Below are 16,062 nucleotides of genomic sequence, written 5' to 3' on the forward strand. Positions count from 1 at the left end.
GGGTTTTTTGGATTGATTGAATAGCTTACAAAGAGTAACCATTAAAAATAAAGAATTATTTCTGTTTTTCCATTCTAATTCGCATTTAATGGCAAAGCCTAGAGCTGTGGGGTAAGGGGTTGGGTTTTGACCAAATTGGAGCATAGTATTTAGTCTATTTAACATAATATAAATTATATAACATCCGCAGTGATTTGTGTTCAGCTTGCCTGATTAACATAAAATCAGTTATGTCATCTAAAGTGACATAACGGCCGATTTTATGTTAAAGCAAATCACGGTTCGTTTATACTGACACGTTACTGATTTGTGTTCCTGAAATCTCAGGATTACATAAAATCAGTTATATCATCTACAGTGATATAACGGCCGATTTTATGTTAAAACAAATTACGGTTCGATTATACAATCGTTAGCAAATTGAAATACAGTTTAATGTTCCGTAAATATACCAGATCGTTCCTATATCTCGTTGCTAATGAGGTAAATACATCAGGGTTAAACTTACCATAAACCTTAATAGAGCGGAAAATACTAGCAAAAACATTTCTCATCTATGTACTTTTCATCCTCGGCATGAAACATTTGCCATTAAGATGAGTTCTTGAGGTAACCTTTACATTGAATAATTGCTTCGATAAATGAATATGTCAATAGATGATAAGCGTTTGGATGCTTTGCGACTTCAAGGAGACTTGCTTGCAGACAATCTGGTAGAAGCTTTGTTAACTACAGATCAGAAACAGGACTTATATAGGGCCCTGCGCTGTAAGTCTTGGGAAGAATTCAATGCTTTAGAAAGTTATGAACCATTGGATGATTATTTCTTGAATGGCAATGAACTTCCCAGATGGGCAGATAAAAAAGAGATGGACAAGGCCACGGCCTTATTCAGAAGCAATGGCAATGAGTTTTTGTTTATGCTTGGAATTGTTTCCCTTCCCTATTGCTATGCCGCTGCTAAGGGGGCGCTATCCCTATACTATACAGAAAAAATAAGAAAGAACACCGATGCCAGACTACTGGAAACCACGGCCTTTATAGTAGAAATCATGAAACCTGATGCCTTTGAAAAAAATGGGATAGGTTTTTTGGTGTTAAAGCAACTCCGGCTAAGACATGCAATGGCCAGGTTTTATTTAAAAAATATTCCTGCCATCAATGAATTGGACGAACTACCTATTAACCAAGAAGATATGGCAGGAACAAATCTCGCCTTCTCCTATATGGCGATTCGGGCAATGCCGAAAATTGGGGTCCGAATACCTCTTGCCCTTGCCAATAGTTACATGCACCACTGGGCGGTTGTGAGTCATTTGATGGGTATTGAGGAACAATTACTGCCAAAAACGATGAAAGAAGCTTTTCATCTGGAAAAAATGATTTCAGGGCGACAGTTTAGGCCAAGTTTCGAAGGGAAAGAGCTAACCAAACAGCTTATAAGGCACTATAAGGAAAATATTCCCAACATCGCTACCGTTCAGCTCATCAGGCCCCTGGTTAGGTACATGATTGGAGATAAAGTGGCAAAAACAATCGGGTTGAAAGACAATACAATATGTGATTCGATGGGTGGATTGATGGGACTGTTGCCACTATTCAAGCGCTTTGTTTTTCCTCCGGTTCAGTCCTTTGAAAGTATCGTGAAACAAATAGAAAACAGGCTACAAACGCTTTATCAAGTAAATTAAAGAGGTTAAATTAAAGTTGCTCTAAGTAACCTCTTTAATAGAGTTGGTCTAACAACTTCCTAAACTCACTCCAAAAACAAATTCTCATTTATCTTTTTAAGGTTTTCTAAGTTAACCCGATGAAAATCAAAAAAGCCCTTGTTTCCTCCAAACCACGCAAAAACTTCGGCCTTATTTAGTTTCGTATTCTTCTCCATTTCGCAATATGCATGGGAAGAAGAATATGGATATTTCCGATAATCAGCTATAATGCCATGCTTTTCAGGGTTGAAATGGATGTAAATCAGCAATCGTGAAAAATAGACTTCCTTTGATACGGCTATTCTTTTAAATGGAGATTCGAATAGCGGTCCCGTACGATTATACATTATGTTCATGGCCCGAGTATAGCTCTGTAGAAAGCTACTAAAAGCATTACTTATATGCCAATAGGCCTCCTTTTCTTTATTATTCTTAACGACAGACCTGATATGATCTTCACTACGGATTCTGATCAGCAAATGAAAATGATTCCCCATTAAGCAATAGGCGTAGGTATGTACAAATGGATGGACATACCGAATATACTGTTTCAAAAAATAATGATAATTCTTCTCCTCAAAGAAAACTTTGGCTCCGTTGATTCCTCTATTGAAAATGTGAAATATCATATCAGGATGTAACTGGGTGCCTCTGATATCCATAACTAATACCATTAATGATTTCAATAAACTAGATTACTTTAAGAACAGCTATATAAAATAAACAGGTGTAAGTAATATAGAAAAAAATATTATATTAGTCAATCTATTATTAAAAAAAATAAAATTTTACAATTTATCTTTTTTTAAAACTTTAAACCTGTATTATACAGGAACTGACCCAGAAAACCGGAAGATCTATTAAAAAGGTTACTCTAAGTAACCTCTTTAATAGATCGAGAGTAGTGTGGTGGCCTGTCAGAGAACGAGACGGAGACCGAGGGGTTTACTAAAACCTACTGCCAACCTTGCACCTCACTACTTCGGCGGTTCCCTGACTCATCAACCCAATAGATATACCAAAGTTTGGCATCCGAGGGAATGCTGACCTCTCCTTTTGCTTTTTCTAGTTGTAACAGTTGCCATTCTCTTTCAGGACTACGGTTGGTATCCTCCGTGTAAGCCAGATAAACTTCTTTAGACCCATGGGAAATGGTATACTTTAACTGCTCCCCTTCTACTTCCAGTTTAATTGAACTAATAAACTCGGATTTCTTTTCTAATTTGGTGCTGATGAAATTATATATTTCTTCGGGGGCAGCTCCGTGAAGATGGCTGTGTTTCATATCAGGAATTAGCGTAAACTGTGTATCCTTAGCCAGATTGGCTGTTTTTTGCCAGTTTTCCACGAAATAAGCAAAATCATTGGTCCCATTGACAAAGAGCATATCTGCCGAAGCATTGCCTACATAATTGGAAGGATCCCAAAGCTTCACCCACCTTTGGGTTTTGGCCATTCCCAGGGAATCAAATTGTTTGTCCCAAGCACTTCCTTCTTGTAAAAAGCCACAACCATAAACAGGTACGGCTGCTGCAAAGCGATGGTCTACTCCTGCTACCAGATTGGTCAGGTAACCACCCCAGCTGATGCCGGTAATGGCTGTCCTATCTCCGTCTACTTCCGGAAAAGACCGGATAAGGGAATGTGCACTTACAATATTGGCTACAGAATGGTATTGCCATTGTTCATTAAAACCCTCGCTTAACCTGTAAAACTTGTGTATGTCGTCTTGATTGGGGCCTCCGGTCTCCATTCTTGTGCGCTTGGATCCCCAAGGATTATCCTGATGCTCGGTAGGCAAAGGCTGGTCTCCACCAAGGTCCATGGCAATGGCGACATATCCTTTTTTGGCCCATTCCAGTGCCCAAATTCGAAAAGCGGTTCCTCCCCCACCATGCACCAGTACAATTCCCGGAAAGTCCCCAGTTTCAAAACTTTTCGCTCCAATTGTAGCCGGGCTTGCGAAGTAAGCAAATACTTGGGTCTCCTTTCCTTCATATTCCTCACCGGTATAGGTCATAGACCAGACAGAATCCGATTGGTCCAACCATTCAAAATCGGGGGCCACTGATAAACCTTCCAAATCCCATGGAATTTCACCTTCCAGCGCTGGAGGCAGGGAAAGTCCTGTTTGGGCAATAACAAGCCCCTTCAAAAAGAACAGGGTTAATCCGATTATAATCGTTTTTTTCATGCTGATGACTTTTGGAATATTTTGTTCCAAAATAAGAATAATATTGCTGAAATCATGAAGTATTGAAAATGATTGTTGGGTTCTGATATGGTTTAACGATAAAAAATTAAGCAATGAAATGAAGAAAGATTTTTTCGTTTTCATTCAAAACGATATCTTTAACAAAGGAACAATACCTGAAATTTTTCTAATTGATATTTCATTTGATTCGTTTAGTTTATAGAAAATTGATAGGAATTTAATGAATTGGAGATTAATTAACCTTAAATAGATATTAAAAAATAACATGGCAATTTTTAGACAATTCACAGCGAATAGCATTTCTATGAAGCCCTACCCTTTTTGGAAGGAATTGGCAATGGAAGCTTACTTTTTGGAAAATGAGGATATTCTAAAGTTGGATGAACAGAATTTCTCAGAAGTAGAAGTCTTGGATGCTGAAATAGCGTTAAAAAGTGGTAGAAAAACAGGAGATGGGCGTATAGATATTTTAGCTAAATACGGTGGGGAGTATTTGGGGATTGTGGAAATCAAATTGAATGAAATCAATGAATTAAGCCTTAGACAACTTGAAGATTATCTTTCGGTTTCTGCTCAGATTCTTAATTTGGGAGAATACTGGCAGGAAAGTGCAGCACCAAAGTGGGTTGGGCTTTCAGAATTGAAACATGATTTTCCTGATTATATTCAGGGAGGTTTCGGTGTAGTGGATTTGACAAGTAATGCTGAAGATATATTTCAACGTTGGGGCCACAAGAGACATTATATTAAAGAAGAAGAAGTGATCCAGCTTCAGGATCAGACGATCTCTACTTGTAATCAATGGCATACTGAAAATATCAAGACCTTTATCAATCAAGCGGAAAAATTAGGATTGAGAATAGAGTTGAAATAAATTATCTCGAAAACTAAGATTTCGATACGGATTTTGTCATTATTGTTGCAGAATAAAAAGCAAACATAACGCCAAAATCTTGCTGTTCTCGATGGTTTTACCTTGGGCTGACGCCCATGGCTATAAATATTGTCCCCTTCCAGGATTTTTCGGATTTAAATGCTTCAAAATTTACATCACCATAAAAATAAAATTAAGCTATAAAGAGTTGGATGGAATTCTAAGGCGCAAGTGCATGACTCATTACCCTACCATCGTTCCCCCATTAACCCCTCTAATACAACCCTTTACTTAGATAGTTGGTAAAAGGTTGCTGTTGCAATAACTCTGAATACCAGAGGTAATCAATGTAGGTCAGGTAGATTTCCTTTTTTATGCGAGCAGCCATATTCTTTGATTTGATCATGCTGCCTCTCAGTTTGATCATGGTAAGAGGGTTACTTTCTTCTATTTTTTGAAGACTGGAGGCTAGTGCTGGAATATCTAAACTGTCCAATCGATTTTGTAAGTTATTGTAGCGTTGCGATAGATTTTCCAGGTTTTTCCTTACCATTTCCAGCCCAACTTGCTGTTCACTCTTTGCTATTAATAGGTCACTCTCGGCTTCTATGATTTCCAGTTTTCTTTTGGTCATGTTGTCCTTATTGGGATTGGTGATAGGAATGGCTATCCCTACCCCTATACTCCATGGTTTTCTTTCCTGTTCTATGCGGTATCCCTGATACTGTGCTTTTATATAGCCGATATTGATATTTGACTTTTCCAGTTTCCATTCTGATAACGCCAAGTCAACTTTCTTTTGTCTGTAAGCCAATTCCCCTACCCCGCTAAAACCTGGTTGGCTTCTCACCAAATTTTGGATTTTCTCAATGGGGATTAGCTCATTCAACGTCCATGTAATTTCTTGGTTTCGAGCCAAAGGATACAATGCCTCGACCTCAGTTCGCTGAGCATCTTCTCCGAAAGACAATTCCTCCAACTCCACCATTTTTTCAATCTGCTCAATTTTTAGATCCGCATAATCATTGGCATCAAAGTAACTAGAAAATTTCTGAGCCGCTAAAATATCAATTGATGTTTTTATAATTTCTTGTTCTTCCTTTTTTAATTTTTTCAATTCGTCCAGATAGGCCCAGTTGATGATCAACTCATAATGGCGCTTTATGACTTCTTTTAATTCACGCTGACGATCCAGTTGTAATACCTGCTGGTAATTTTTAAAATATTCGTTATTGCGCTTCACTTCCCAGGGGTTAGCAGGGTTTAGCCTAACCGTATAATCCTGACGGTCATTGTCAAGCTGGTTGCTCTCTGTGCGAAACTCAAGGCCACGGATTAATGACAACTTATAAGGATTGGTATCCAGAAAATTATCCTGCGTGTCAAATACCTTAACGGCGGATGACTGCAAGGCCGATTGTAGAAAATAATCCATGCTCAGTTGGGCATAGCCCATGGAAGGAAAAATCAGAAAACAACTTAAAATCAGTAATCGCATGGCTTATCGTATCAAAACTTTTTCCCCATTTGAAAAGGTGTTTTCTGCCGGGATCTCAATAAATACTTGTTGGCCAAAGGCCTGGTTGGCAGTGGATTTTTGCAAAATATCGGGCAATTTACTGACCGATCCATATCCAATTATTTCGCCCTGAACAGAATTTCTAAGTTGGTCATAAGAGGAGACGCTAACGATTTTTCCAATGCCAAACTGGGTAGATTTCTTTCCGATTAGGTAGGCGATTACCGTGGTGGGGTGTAAAGGGTTTATCTCCAAAAGAGAGCTAAAGGACTCCACTTGTTCTCCGGCTTTTACATAAACATTTTTCACTACCCCAGAAGCAGTAGCGTATTTATTCAAATTGCTCTTTTGTGTTTCTAATAGCTTTAATTCACTTTCCCAGAGGTTAATTTGGTTTTCAAGCAGCTGCAATTCCGTGGTGCTTTCCTGATTTACGTCCTCAATTTGAATGCTTAAAGCTTCCTTGTGTTTTTGCTTTTGTTGTTTCAGGGAATTGATTCTTACAGCCATGGGCGAATTGGCATCTGCCGAAGCTTCAATAGCAAATTCTTTGGTGATTACCTCATTCATCATCATTTCACTCTCCATTTCAAGAATCTTTGCCTCCAGCTCTTCGATATCAATTCCCTTTTGCGCTTGTATATAGGAAATCTCAGCTTTGACAAGTTTTGCTTTTTCTGCGCGTTCGGACTTACGAATGGTTATCTGGTTCCTGAGTTTAGTGATGTCAATTTCCAACTCATCACTGGTAAGTTCTACCAATAACTCACCTGCTTTCACTTCCATCCCAGGGACTATGTGAATGGCTTTTACCAATGCTGGTTTTTCTATTTTCACCTTGTATTCCGTGGTTTGGGCAATTCCTACTGAGGACTCTCCGCTACCTTTGAAGTATCGCCCACTGATAAACAGCATAGCCACCAGCATCATTGCTATCAATACATAAAACCAATTCGTGTTTTTTACCATTAGTTTAAGAGGTTTTCATTAGATGACAACTTGATTTGTGATATTCCTTCAACTGCTTTGATGTCATTAATGAAATCATCTTTTGACACAGTGCTATTCAAGGTTATTGCATATTGGTACCGGGTAGCCATTTCTTTATTGACTTGTAGGGTGAGCATGCGATAGCCTTGACAATGATTTTCTAATAGGCTGATAATGGTTGCAAGTTTATAAGTTTCATCAATGGTAAAGTGTAGCTGATTGTGGTACTTAAAACTTCGAAAGGGTGAGGTGTGAAGTAATAAAGCCACCAGACAGAAAAGAATGGCCCCAACAAAGGAGATAGTGAAGCCATACACGCCTATGGCCAAACCAGTACTTAAAGCAGCGAACAGAAACAATACATCTCTGGGATCATCGATCCGGGTACGGAAGCGAATAATGGCCATCGCTCCAAAGACCCCTAATCCACGCGCCAGACTGTCCCCTATTGCCATCATCACCAATGAGGTAACAATGGCTCCTAAAATCAATGATTGAAAGAAATTCTTAGGATAAACATCACCTGTAAATGTGAGTTTATGAGTGATGGCGATCAAGGATGACAACACAAATGCCCATACAAAAGAGTAAGTAATGTTTACCAACTGTGGGTATTCATATACCGGTTGATCGGGAAATAATTCAAACATATTTCGGTGATTAATTATTGGTTAGGCCAGGTGTTGGGTTTTCTATTGGTCCCCAATTAATACCACCGTCTGTGGATCTCCCCCATGAAATATCTTCTTCTTGGGCTTCAAAGAGATAAGTATCTATGGTTCTTCCATCGATATAGAATAATCCAATGTCTTCACCATCTGCACTCAAACTAAAATCAAGATGCAAGACGCCTTCGTCAGTTGATCCGTCAGCCCATAGCAGCAGGTATCCACCAGCAGGAATGGTAGTGGCATCCGGATCTTCAGAGGAAATTTTATTCCCAAAGGGTTCATCTTTATCGTCTGATAAATACATTCCTGCAATATTTACTGAAGTAGTACCTGCATTGTAAATCTCTATCCAATCATCAAACTGTTCTTCACCACTGTCAGTATCCGGACAACAAACGTTATTGCTTGCCATAAATTCATTGATGACGAGTTGTGGTAAAGGGTCTGTATTTAATAAGTAATCTTCTAGATTTTCCGGTGCAGTTGCTGGCTTAAAGGTGGAAAGCCCATTGATACCTATTGCTTCCACATAATAGGACACAGTTCCTTCAGTTGCCATTCCAGGAATAGTTCCGGTATAGGTTGTTTCACTTTGGTACAACATGACCACTTCCGAAAAGGAACCATCATTGAATTGGTAGAACAAGCTAAGGGAAGCAACTCCAGTGGTTGAAATCAGTTCGGCTGTTACTATGACCTCCTCATTTAGTGCTGGGACGAGAGGAATGCGTGAGAGGGAATTAATGGCAGGTGCGCTATCTTCTCCATTGGATTTACCCTGAGTGGTTGTTCCGGTAATTTCCCAAAAATCCGAACCGTCAGGAAACCTTGAATAGGACTGTCCATTGTCAAGGTTGGGATAGGTAACATTGTCGATCAGCGTACCATTGGCACTTTCTAACGATATGGCTTCCCCATCTCCCGACAGTTTAAAATTGGCATTCAAGCCTGTTCCTAAATCATTGCAAAGCACAACGATAAAGCCCTTTGCAGGAATTGTCGTACCAGCCGGCAGGCTGTAAGCATTGCTACCATCTGAAAGGACATAGCCGCCTATATCCTGACTTGTTTCTAAAGCATTGTACAGTTCAATCCAGTCTTCACCAGAAGCAAATATTTCATTTATAAAAATACCATTTTCTACCAGTGGTTCTATTGCTTCATCTTCGGTGCATGCAGTGACCAATAGAATAGCGCCAATCAAGAGACATAAAAAAGGATTGAAATTCATATTTCTAAAGGGTGAAAATTTTCTTAATAGTGCCATAATGGTTTGTGTAAATAGCTATAAATCCTTAAATAATTTATTCAAGCTTTAAAAGAGGTAAACAATTGTTTTAAAGGTGTTTATAATTAATTGAATTCACGATTACCTAAAAGAAAGACCAGGCAAACTTCATGGGATCCTTCCCCTTCTATTACTGGTTTTAGTGCAATATTTTGTACTGGTAAATCCACCTTGGGTGATTATTGGATTTATAGCATAAAATGCTTTTTTCAATTTTGGGTGCTAATGAGAACAACCTATTACCTCAATATTAAGATTAGACGAGATACTGCTTTAAATCCCTCGCTATAGGTCAAAAAAAAAAATCAATTATAAGAATCAAGCGCGTATTTGTTAACTAATCCGGTTTCCTTTTGAGTAACCATTTTAGGTGATAAGTGTTGGTATTCTGGTACTTAGAGGTAATGATTGAAAGGTGATCATAATTTGAAAAAAATCTAAAATTCTTCATCTATTTCCTTAAAAAAATGAAAATTTAGGATTTACTTATTACCTAGAAATTTTAGTTTTATGAAATAAATCTCCTAGCGTATTTACAGAAGATCATTCTTTGAATTTTAGAAATTACAGCTTATTACTACACCGTATTCATCTAAAAATTAAGTTTTATTACTCAAAAGATTTTTTCGTTTTCAATCAAAATGATATATTTAGAAAAGGAATTGTACCTGAAATTTTTCCTATGAATAAAAGGCCGAGTTAAAGCGGTTATTGTATCCTGACTATCGTACAAGGGGGATTGAAATATTCATTACAAATTTCGCCACTAAGTGTTTTAAAAATCAAATCCATCCTAATAAAATAATTAAAATTCAAGTATCAAAAATAAGTTTTTGCAATACAACTCATTTAGTTGCTATCAAATTATTGAATAAAATTGAACTAAAATGTAAACCTTAAGGTTGACACTATGAGAATTGTTTGTATATTTGAGCATAGAAAGAATGGTCTCTACGCAGTACTGTATGAAGACAACGATTTTGATGCGCTGGAAATATTACAGGAACAATGGTCTGATCCAGAGGAACTACGAAAAGTATTCAAACAATTTAAAAAGGATTATGAAGCCTATTATGGTAAAGCTAGAATTAACCTGATTATTGAAAAAGCAATGGAGGATGCTGACCTCCTGTTTGAAACTTTATTTGAATTGGCCGATGATGATTCAGGAAAACATCTTAGCGAATTTTTCAAACCCCTTCACAATAATGAAGCTGGTAACCCATTTGATTTACAACAACTCAAAGGGTATGGAATGCTTGGGAATTCATTTTTGAGGATTTATGCCATTCGATATGGGAAATATTATGTGATTACAGGTGGAGCCATTAAGTTGACGGAAAAAATGAATGATAGGCCTCATACTAAGACCGAGTTATATAAATTGAATTTGGTGAGAGATTACCTTAAAAAATTTGGAGAAGATGCAGAATTCATTTTCTTAGAAATATAAAGTTATGAACAAGACAGAAGAAAAATTAAAAACCCTGGTAACTAAAAGTCCTGCTTCCAATTGGAAGGAGAAAGTTGCCTTCAGAAAAGAAAATAAAGCTTGGCTCAAAAAGTCTACAAGGATTGCATTGCGTGTGCTAGATGCATTGGATGAAAAAGGATGGAATCAGTCAGATTTGGCAAGAGAATTAGGTGTAACTCGACAACAAATTAGCAAACTGGTAAAAGGAGAAAGTGATTTTAAACTTTCTTCTGTTTCCCAGTTGGAGAAAGTTTTAAATATCCAATTACAAGTGATATTATTGGATAATGAGGAAGTGATGACAGAGGAATTGTTTCAAGAAAGACTTAACGAAGAAATCATTGATTATCATCGTAAATGGGCCTATACCCAGCAATATTTAAAATTAAAAAATAAAAGTACCAATCCTCAAGTGGTGATGGCTATAGATGCACCCGTAGAGAAAGATTTCCCAATGGCAGGATGAAAGCAAAATTTTCACCATTACAATTGTTGGACTTCAAGCTTTTGGAGTCACACTTTGAATTTCTTGCACCTGAGTCTAGTGATATTGACCACAAAAAATTGTTTTTTTCATATCCTGTTGAAATAGATTTTGATATAAATTCTGCTGAGGATAATAAAGAAATCCAGTTGATTACCAGAATTAATGTAAATGCAGACGAGGAGTATAAACTCCGGGGCTATAAAATTTTAGTAGAAGGTGGTGGAACTTTTAGCATTAACGAATCCGAGAAAATGGACGAAGGATTGAGGACTAATTTATTGAAGTTTTCTCCCTTGAACATGATGATTAACAATCTTCGAAATATAATGTATCAAATTACTAACTTAGGGCCGCTGGGTGGTTATTTATTGCCTCCGATAGATATATCGAAACTACTTCAGGACAAGATTGAAGAGCAGGAGGCTAGTTAAGTCAGTCATTTGGATTCTCATAACATTTCAGTAATGTTTCCGATTCAACTGACTTATCATCTCCCTAATACTTTCAGCCGATGCATACAACACTCCCTGCTGATTCATAAAGGTTGATTCAGGAGAATTTAGGTGTAAATTTTCTCTTTTACTATTGGATACAGGCAAACCTAATTCTTCAAAAATCAACCGTGTGGCTGCAAAATCCCAAATGCTGCCCCCTCCTTTTTCTTTTCTGGGGAATTTAAAATAGCAGGCATTACTATGGGACAAAACGGACAATGCGTTGCGAACTGCACCGAAGCCAACATGGTAAAACACATTGGTAAGATTCTGACCTTCTGCCCATTGCTTTGTCTTGCCTTTTAGTTCTTGAAAATAACTTGCACCCTGCAGGCTTCTGTCCATGTAGACATGTAATGAATCATCATCCGCAGTATTGCTAAGGCTAAAAGATTGGCCATTTAAGGCAACGCCTTCCCCTTTGATAGCACTATAACACAAATCTTCATCAGGTATATAGACAGCTCCAACCACAGAATTTCCGGCTCGGGAAACAAGGGCTATGGAAACAGCATAACCAGGACGTTGCTCTGTAAAAGGTAAAGTTCCATCCAGTGGATCGATGCACCAAAAATAGTCCTTTTGTAATCGAGAGGCATCGTCGGTTGCTTCTTCGGTGAGTAAACCAAGATCAAATTGTTTTATGCTTGGCAATAAATGGTGTAAAATAATTTCTTGAGCCTTGAAATCTACCTCGGTCACTACCTGAGAAGCCGTGGAATACCCTCCTTGCTTTTTTTGTTGACTGTAAGATTGATCTACTTGCGATTGAATTAATTTTCCGGCCTCTATGCTTGCGTTTATGGCTTGCTGGCAAAGCGTAGTTAAATTGGTTTTTTCTAGCATCGCTTCAGTGATTTAGTTCATTTATGGCTGCTTGTGTGAGCCGTTTGCTGTACTTATGCATCTTCCAATGACCTGAGCTCCAACCATCCAAAAATCGATAAAGGTCAGCCCAAGCGAATTTGTAAAGGCTTAACCACTCTTCCTTAACCAGCTTAAAATCAATTGAATTAACCATATTTATTTCAAGCACATTGAAGTAATGCATTAACAACTCATCTTCAAATTGATTACAGACCTCCTCAGTAAAACAACTGCTAATGAAGTAGGCCACATCTTTTATACCACATCCTTTTCCTACATATTGAAAATCCACAGCTGCCACTTGGTTTTCTTCACCGAAACAAAAATTTGCCAGCTTGGCATCTCCATGCACTAGGCTTTGATAGGTCGCATTGTTAAGCTTTTGATCTATGGCCGGAGCTACTTGTTTTAAAGATTTATTGGTCATTTTTGCCAGTTCATCAGGCCGGGTTTTAAGGTACCAGTAAGTACCGGTCTCCCACAAGCCTTTAGGTTCCACCCCCATAAATTTTGCATGGAAATGTGCCAACCAAGTCAGACAATTTTTCGCATGGTCCAGGGTAACTGTTTCAGGAACTAGCCTGATAGGAAAACCGGAAGCATTGAGGTCTTCCATGACCAGTAGGCGCATGTTTCCTTCACATTCTGAATGGAGTAATTGAGGAACTTTACAATGGGAATCGGTTAGTTTTGCATAATGCTCGTACCAGTAGCTTTCTACGGCATAAGATTTAACTTTACGCTGATGTGATAAATCCGTATTCCATCCTCTTGGGTGTTTACCAGATTCGGGAAGTTGTATATGCTTGACAATAACCGATGAGTACTCCCCTCCCTCTAATGTATACCGCTTTATAGCCCCATATCCACTCCATAAGGTTTGCACATGCGTTATGCTCCTAATCGCTGAGGCCTTGGTACATTTAAGAATTTGGGATTCGATGGAGGGCATTTACTGTTGAGGGTTTTCTATTTATAGAGATATTTTATCCTTTATATAGCAACAATTTCACTACTCAAGTATGTCGCTAACGGACAATAAAATTACCGAAATTTCTCTTCTTATTGATGCATTTTGCATTGAATTTCACAAATCTGGGTAATGGCCCTTGTTTGGAATAAGGTGGCGTAAAATGCCAACCCGGCGGCTGAGCGGAGTCGAAGTCAAGGGTAACATTTCCCTAAAAGCTATCCCTTCTGCTGCGCTCCGGGTCCGGTTACCGGCATGTTCTCTTACAATGAGACATGCTATTAGACTGAACAAAATACCTTAGAAATCCCCCTGCGCCCCCTTTTTTAAGGGGGATTTTGAATTTTCAGGACTGACGGGTGCATACCTGATTTGCAATTTTTCAGCCAATTTGATTTCCACTAAATCAACGTTAAATTTCCAATTCAGCAAATCCCCCTTTTCTTCAAAGGGGGACAAAGGGGGATTTTATTTTAAAAATGTTTAATCGAGAAAAATCAATTTCTGAAAGGATAAACCCTCCATAGGTCACAAAGATCGTATCCTCCTGAATAAATTATTAAGGCCAATGTCGATAAATAGAATCAGGAAGGTTAAATTAGTGGTTCAAAAAGCTTACACCACATTAACTGCACTTCAGACCATGCCCCGCTTACATCATTTGACCAAATTAATTCATTCGAATTTTTGTGCTTTCCAGAGATATTTAAATTATTGCTTCCTTCTCCTTTTGATAATAAGCTATTCCTGCATAAATAAGGAAGCCGAATTGCCCCCTGGGGACATCGATAATGGTGGATTAATCATTCCAGGGGGATTTGAAGCCTTGGTGGTCATCGACAGTGTGGGGCCAACGCGTCATATCACAGTCAACGACAATGGGGACATTTATGCCAAACTTCGCTTTTCCAAGGACAAACAGGGAGGCACCATTGGACTTCGAGACCTCGATGGGGATGGAAAAGCAGATTCCGTAGTCCGCTTTGGTGACTATGAAAGTGTAGGCGGTTCTGCTGTCGGGGTTACCATTTACAATGGCTATCTTTATACCAGTACTGTAAATCAGGTTTTAAGAAATAAACTAAGTCCTGGGGAATTAGTACCCAGCAGCAGAACGGAAATTATTCTCACAGATACGCATCCCAATGTTGCCAGAAATTGGCATACCACTAAACCTGCAGCTTTTGACGGGAAAGGAAATATGTATATCCCATTCGGGTCTCCTTCTGATGCAGGACAGGACCTTGAAATCTTTGGGCCAACGGGAACCCCTGAAGGAAAGGGCTTGGATCCCAGTCCCGAACGGGAGATGAATGCAGGCGTCTGGAAGTTTGATGCCAACAGAGAAGGTCAGGTTCAATCAGATGGTGTCAAATTTGCAACCGGCCTTCGCAGTATTGTCGGTATGACTTGGAGTCCCTTGGATGACCAACTTTATGGAGTAGTAAATGGAATAGACAATTTTCATACCCTCTATCCAAAGCTTTATTCCTCCTGGCAGGCAGCTGTACTACCATCTGAAAAATTGGTGAAAATAACCGATGGAGCTGATTTTGGCTGGCCATACGCCTATTATGATCAGTTACAAGGCAAAAATGTCTTATCGCCCGGATACGGTGGTGATGGCAAGATCATCGGCAGAGCAGCCGATTTTGATAATCCAGTGGTAGGGTTTCCTGGTCATTGGGCCCCAATGGATTTGCATTTTTACCAAGGAAGCCAATTTCCAGAAAGGTACAAGCAAGGTGTGTTCGTTGCTTTTCACGGTTCCACGGATCGATCTCCCTATCCTCAAGCTGGATTCATCGTCTGCTTTGTTCCTTTAGAGGACGGGATAGCTGGTGATTGGGAAGTCTTTGCAGATGGGTTTGCCGGAGTAGATACAGTAGAAAACACTGGTGATGCCAAGTACAGGCCTATGGGATTGGCCGAAGGCCCAGATGGCTCCCTTTATATATCCGATTCAAACAAAGGGAAAATTTGGCGGGTGATGTACAAGGGTAACAAAAAGGAATTTGGTAAAAAGCAGCTTGATGTAATGAATCAACTGACCGCAAATAAAAGCTATATTAAAACACCGGTAGAAGGAGTTGATAATTTGGATAAAGGTTCAATGCTTGAAGGAGGAATTCTTTACAATACCTACTGTGCTACTTGTCATCAACGAAATGGACAAGGGGACAATAACCGTTTTCCTCCCCTCGCTCAATCTGAGCGGGTGCAAGGGAATGTTGAAATCCTTGTCGAGTCAATTTTAAATGGCATCCAAGGCGAGATCACTGTAAGGGGAAAAACATTTAACGGTTATATGCCTCCGCATGCCAACATTCTAGATGATCATGCAGTTGCTTCCATTACCTCATATATCCGAAACAGATGGGGAAACAAAGCCAGCACCATCACCCCGAGTGAAGTTTCCAAAATTAGGGCAAAAGTGGTAAAGTAAATTGTTAGGTACTAGTTTGCCAAAACTTTATTAATTTCAGGCTGTCAATCCTATA

14 protein-coding genes are annotated in these 16,062 nt (G+C 38.8%); 6 read left to right on the forward strand and 8 right to left on the reverse strand.

Features of this window, described 5'->3' with window-relative positions; genetic code table 11:
• Window positions 1-641: 641 nt before the first annotated feature.
• A complete protein-coding gene (locus tag AAC073_RS22640; protein ID WP_339926103.1) occupies window positions 642-1,691 on the forward strand; it encodes an oxygenase MpaB family protein in 1,050 nt (349 codons plus the stop codon).
• Between the two features lie 65 nt (window positions 1,692-1,756).
• Here AAC073_RS22640 and AAC073_RS22645 read toward each other — a convergent pair whose 3' ends face one another.
• On the reverse strand, window positions 1,757-2,374 hold the full coding sequence (locus AAC073_RS22645; protein ID WP_339926104.1) for a hypothetical protein: 618 nt from the start codon (window positions 2,372-2,374) through the stop codon (window positions 1,757-1,759).
• Window positions 2,375-2,667: 293 nt separating this feature from the next.
• The gene (locus tag AAC073_RS22650; RefSeq protein ID WP_339926105.1) at window positions 2,668-4,050 is read right to left on the reverse strand and encodes a prolyl oligopeptidase family serine peptidase; all 1,383 of its coding nucleotides are present in this window, start codon (window positions 4,048-4,050) and stop codon (window positions 2,668-2,670) included.
• A gap of 142 nt (window positions 4,051-4,192) precedes the next feature.
• On the opposite strand from AAC073_RS22650, the gene AAC073_RS22655 reads away from it, so the two are divergent.
• Entirely contained in the window at window positions 4,193-4,801 is a 609-nt protein-coding gene (locus AAC073_RS22655; RefSeq protein ID WP_339926106.1) for a hypothetical protein, read from the forward strand.
• Between the two features lie 274 nt (window positions 4,802-5,075).
• Here the strand turns inward: AAC073_RS22655 and AAC073_RS22660 are convergent, their stop codons facing one another.
• From AAC073_RS22660 to AAC073_RS22675, 4 genes are read right to left on the reverse strand one after another with little or no spacing between them, the layout of a single operon-like run.
• Window positions 5,076-6,299, reverse strand: a complete 1,224-nt coding sequence (locus AAC073_RS22660) for a hypothetical protein (protein WP_339926107.1) — start codon at window positions 6,297-6,299, stop codon at window positions 5,076-5,078.
• 3 nt (window positions 6,300-6,302) lie between these two features.
• Window positions 6,303-7,289 carry a biotin/lipoyl-binding protein gene (locus AAC073_RS22665; protein WP_339926108.1) on the reverse strand — a complete coding sequence of 329 codons (987 nt, stop codon included), beginning with the start codon at window positions 7,287-7,289 and terminating at the stop codon, window positions 6,303-6,305.
• Window positions 7,289-7,960, reverse strand: a complete 672-nt coding sequence (locus AAC073_RS22670) for a DUF4956 domain-containing protein (RefSeq protein ID WP_339926109.1) — start codon at window positions 7,958-7,960, stop codon at window positions 7,289-7,291. The genes AAC073_RS22665 and AAC073_RS22670 overlap by 1 nt, the downstream gene beginning before the upstream one ends.
• A 10-nt stretch (window positions 7,961-7,970) precedes the next feature.
• Window positions 7,971-9,248, reverse strand: coding sequence for a lamin tail domain-containing protein (locus AAC073_RS22675; RefSeq protein WP_339926110.1), 1,278 nt, complete (start codon window positions 9,246-9,248; stop codon window positions 7,971-7,973).
• A 931-nt stretch (window positions 9,249-10,179) separates the two neighbouring features.
• Between AAC073_RS22675 and AAC073_RS22680 the strand changes: the two genes are divergently transcribed.
• Genes AAC073_RS22680 through AAC073_RS22690 form a run of 3 tightly spaced genes read left to right on the forward strand, consistent with a single transcriptional unit; the run spans window position 10,180 to window position 11,661 of the window.
• On the forward strand, window positions 10,180-10,722 hold the full coding sequence (locus tag AAC073_RS22680; RefSeq protein WP_339926111.1) for a hypothetical protein: 543 nt from the start codon (window positions 10,180-10,182) through the stop codon (window positions 10,720-10,722).
• A 4-nt stretch (window positions 10,723-10,726) separates the two neighbouring features.
• Window positions 10,727-11,209 carry a helix-turn-helix transcriptional regulator gene (locus AAC073_RS22685; protein ID WP_339926112.1) on the forward strand — a complete coding sequence of 161 codons (483 nt, stop codon included), beginning with the start codon at window positions 10,727-10,729 and terminating at the stop codon, window positions 11,207-11,209.
• Complete coding sequence (locus AAC073_RS22690; protein WP_339926113.1) at window positions 11,206-11,661, forward strand: preprotein translocase subunit SecB; 456 nt, start codon at window positions 11,206-11,208, stop codon at window positions 11,659-11,661. The genes AAC073_RS22685 and AAC073_RS22690 overlap by 4 nt, the downstream gene beginning before the upstream one ends.
• A gap of 27 nt (window positions 11,662-11,688) precedes the next feature.
• On the opposite strand, the gene AAC073_RS22695 is transcribed toward AAC073_RS22690, so the two are convergent.
• Window positions 11,689-12,570, reverse strand: coding sequence for an inositol monophosphatase family protein (locus tag AAC073_RS22695; protein WP_339926114.1), 882 nt, complete (start codon window positions 12,568-12,570; stop codon window positions 11,689-11,691).
• A 4-nt stretch (window positions 12,571-12,574) separates the two neighbouring features.
• Window positions 12,575-13,543, reverse strand: coding sequence for a phosphotransferase (locus AAC073_RS22700; protein ID WP_339926115.1), 969 nt, complete (start codon window positions 13,541-13,543; stop codon window positions 12,575-12,577).
• A 586-nt stretch (window positions 13,544-14,129) separates the two neighbouring features.
• Here AAC073_RS22700 and AAC073_RS22705 point away from each other — a divergent pair.
• Window positions 14,130-16,007: a c-type cytochrome gene (locus AAC073_RS22705; RefSeq protein ID WP_339926116.1), complete on the forward strand. Its 1,878-nt coding sequence runs from the start codon at window positions 14,130-14,132 to the stop codon at window positions 16,005-16,007.
• Window positions 16,008-16,062 lie beyond the last annotated feature (55 nt).

It is taken from the genome of uncultured Cyclobacterium sp., assembly GCF_963977555.1.
GTDB lineage: Bacteria > Bacteroidota > Bacteroidia > Cytophagales > Cyclobacteriaceae > Cyclobacterium.

Excerpts from the sequence above, each read along its gene's own strand:
- AAC073_RS22640 (WP_339926103.1), top strand. The coding sequence starts at position 642 with ATGAATATGTCAATAGATGATAAGCGTTTGGATGCTTTGCGACTTCAA.
- AAC073_RS22645 (WP_339926104.1), bottom strand. The coding sequence starts at position 2,374 with ATGGATATCAGAGGCACCCAGTTACATCCTGATATGATATTTCACATT.
- AAC073_RS22650 (WP_339926105.1), bottom strand. The coding sequence starts at position 4,050 with ATGAAAACGAAAAAATCTTTCTTCATTTCATTGCTTAATTTTTTATCG.
- AAC073_RS22655 (WP_339926106.1), top strand. The coding sequence starts at position 4,193 with ATGGCAATTTTTAGACAATTCACAGCGAATAGCATTTCTATGAAGCCC.
- AAC073_RS22660 (WP_339926107.1), bottom strand. The coding sequence starts at position 6,299 with ATGCGATTACTGATTTTAAGTTGTTTTCTGATTTTTCCTTCCATGGGC.
- AAC073_RS22665 (WP_339926108.1), bottom strand. The coding sequence starts at position 7,289 with ATGGTAAAAAACACGAATTGGTTTTATGTATTGATAGCAATGATGCTG.
- AAC073_RS22670 (WP_339926109.1), bottom strand. The coding sequence starts at position 7,960 with ATGTTTGAATTATTTCCCGATCAACCGGTATATGAATACCCACAGTTG.
- AAC073_RS22675 (WP_339926110.1), bottom strand. The coding sequence starts at position 9,248 with ATGGCACTATTAAGAAAATTTTCACCCTTTAGAAATATGAATTTCAAT.
- AAC073_RS22680 (WP_339926111.1), top strand. The coding sequence starts at position 10,180 with ATGAGAATTGTTTGTATATTTGAGCATAGAAAGAATGGTCTCTACGCA.
- AAC073_RS22685 (WP_339926112.1), top strand. The coding sequence starts at position 10,727 with ATGAACAAGACAGAAGAAAAATTAAAAACCCTGGTAACTAAAAGTCCT.
- AAC073_RS22690 (WP_339926113.1), top strand. The coding sequence starts at position 11,206 with ATGAAAGCAAAATTTTCACCATTACAATTGTTGGACTTCAAGCTTTTG.
- AAC073_RS22695 (WP_339926114.1), bottom strand. The coding sequence starts at position 12,570 with ATGCTAGAAAAAACCAATTTAACTACGCTTTGCCAGCAAGCCATAAAC.
- AAC073_RS22700 (WP_339926115.1), bottom strand. The coding sequence starts at position 13,543 with ATGCCCTCCATCGAATCCCAAATTCTTAAATGTACCAAGGCCTCAGCG.
- AAC073_RS22705 (WP_339926116.1), top strand. The coding sequence starts at position 14,130 with ATGTCGATAAATAGAATCAGGAAGGTTAAATTAGTGGTTCAAAAAGCT.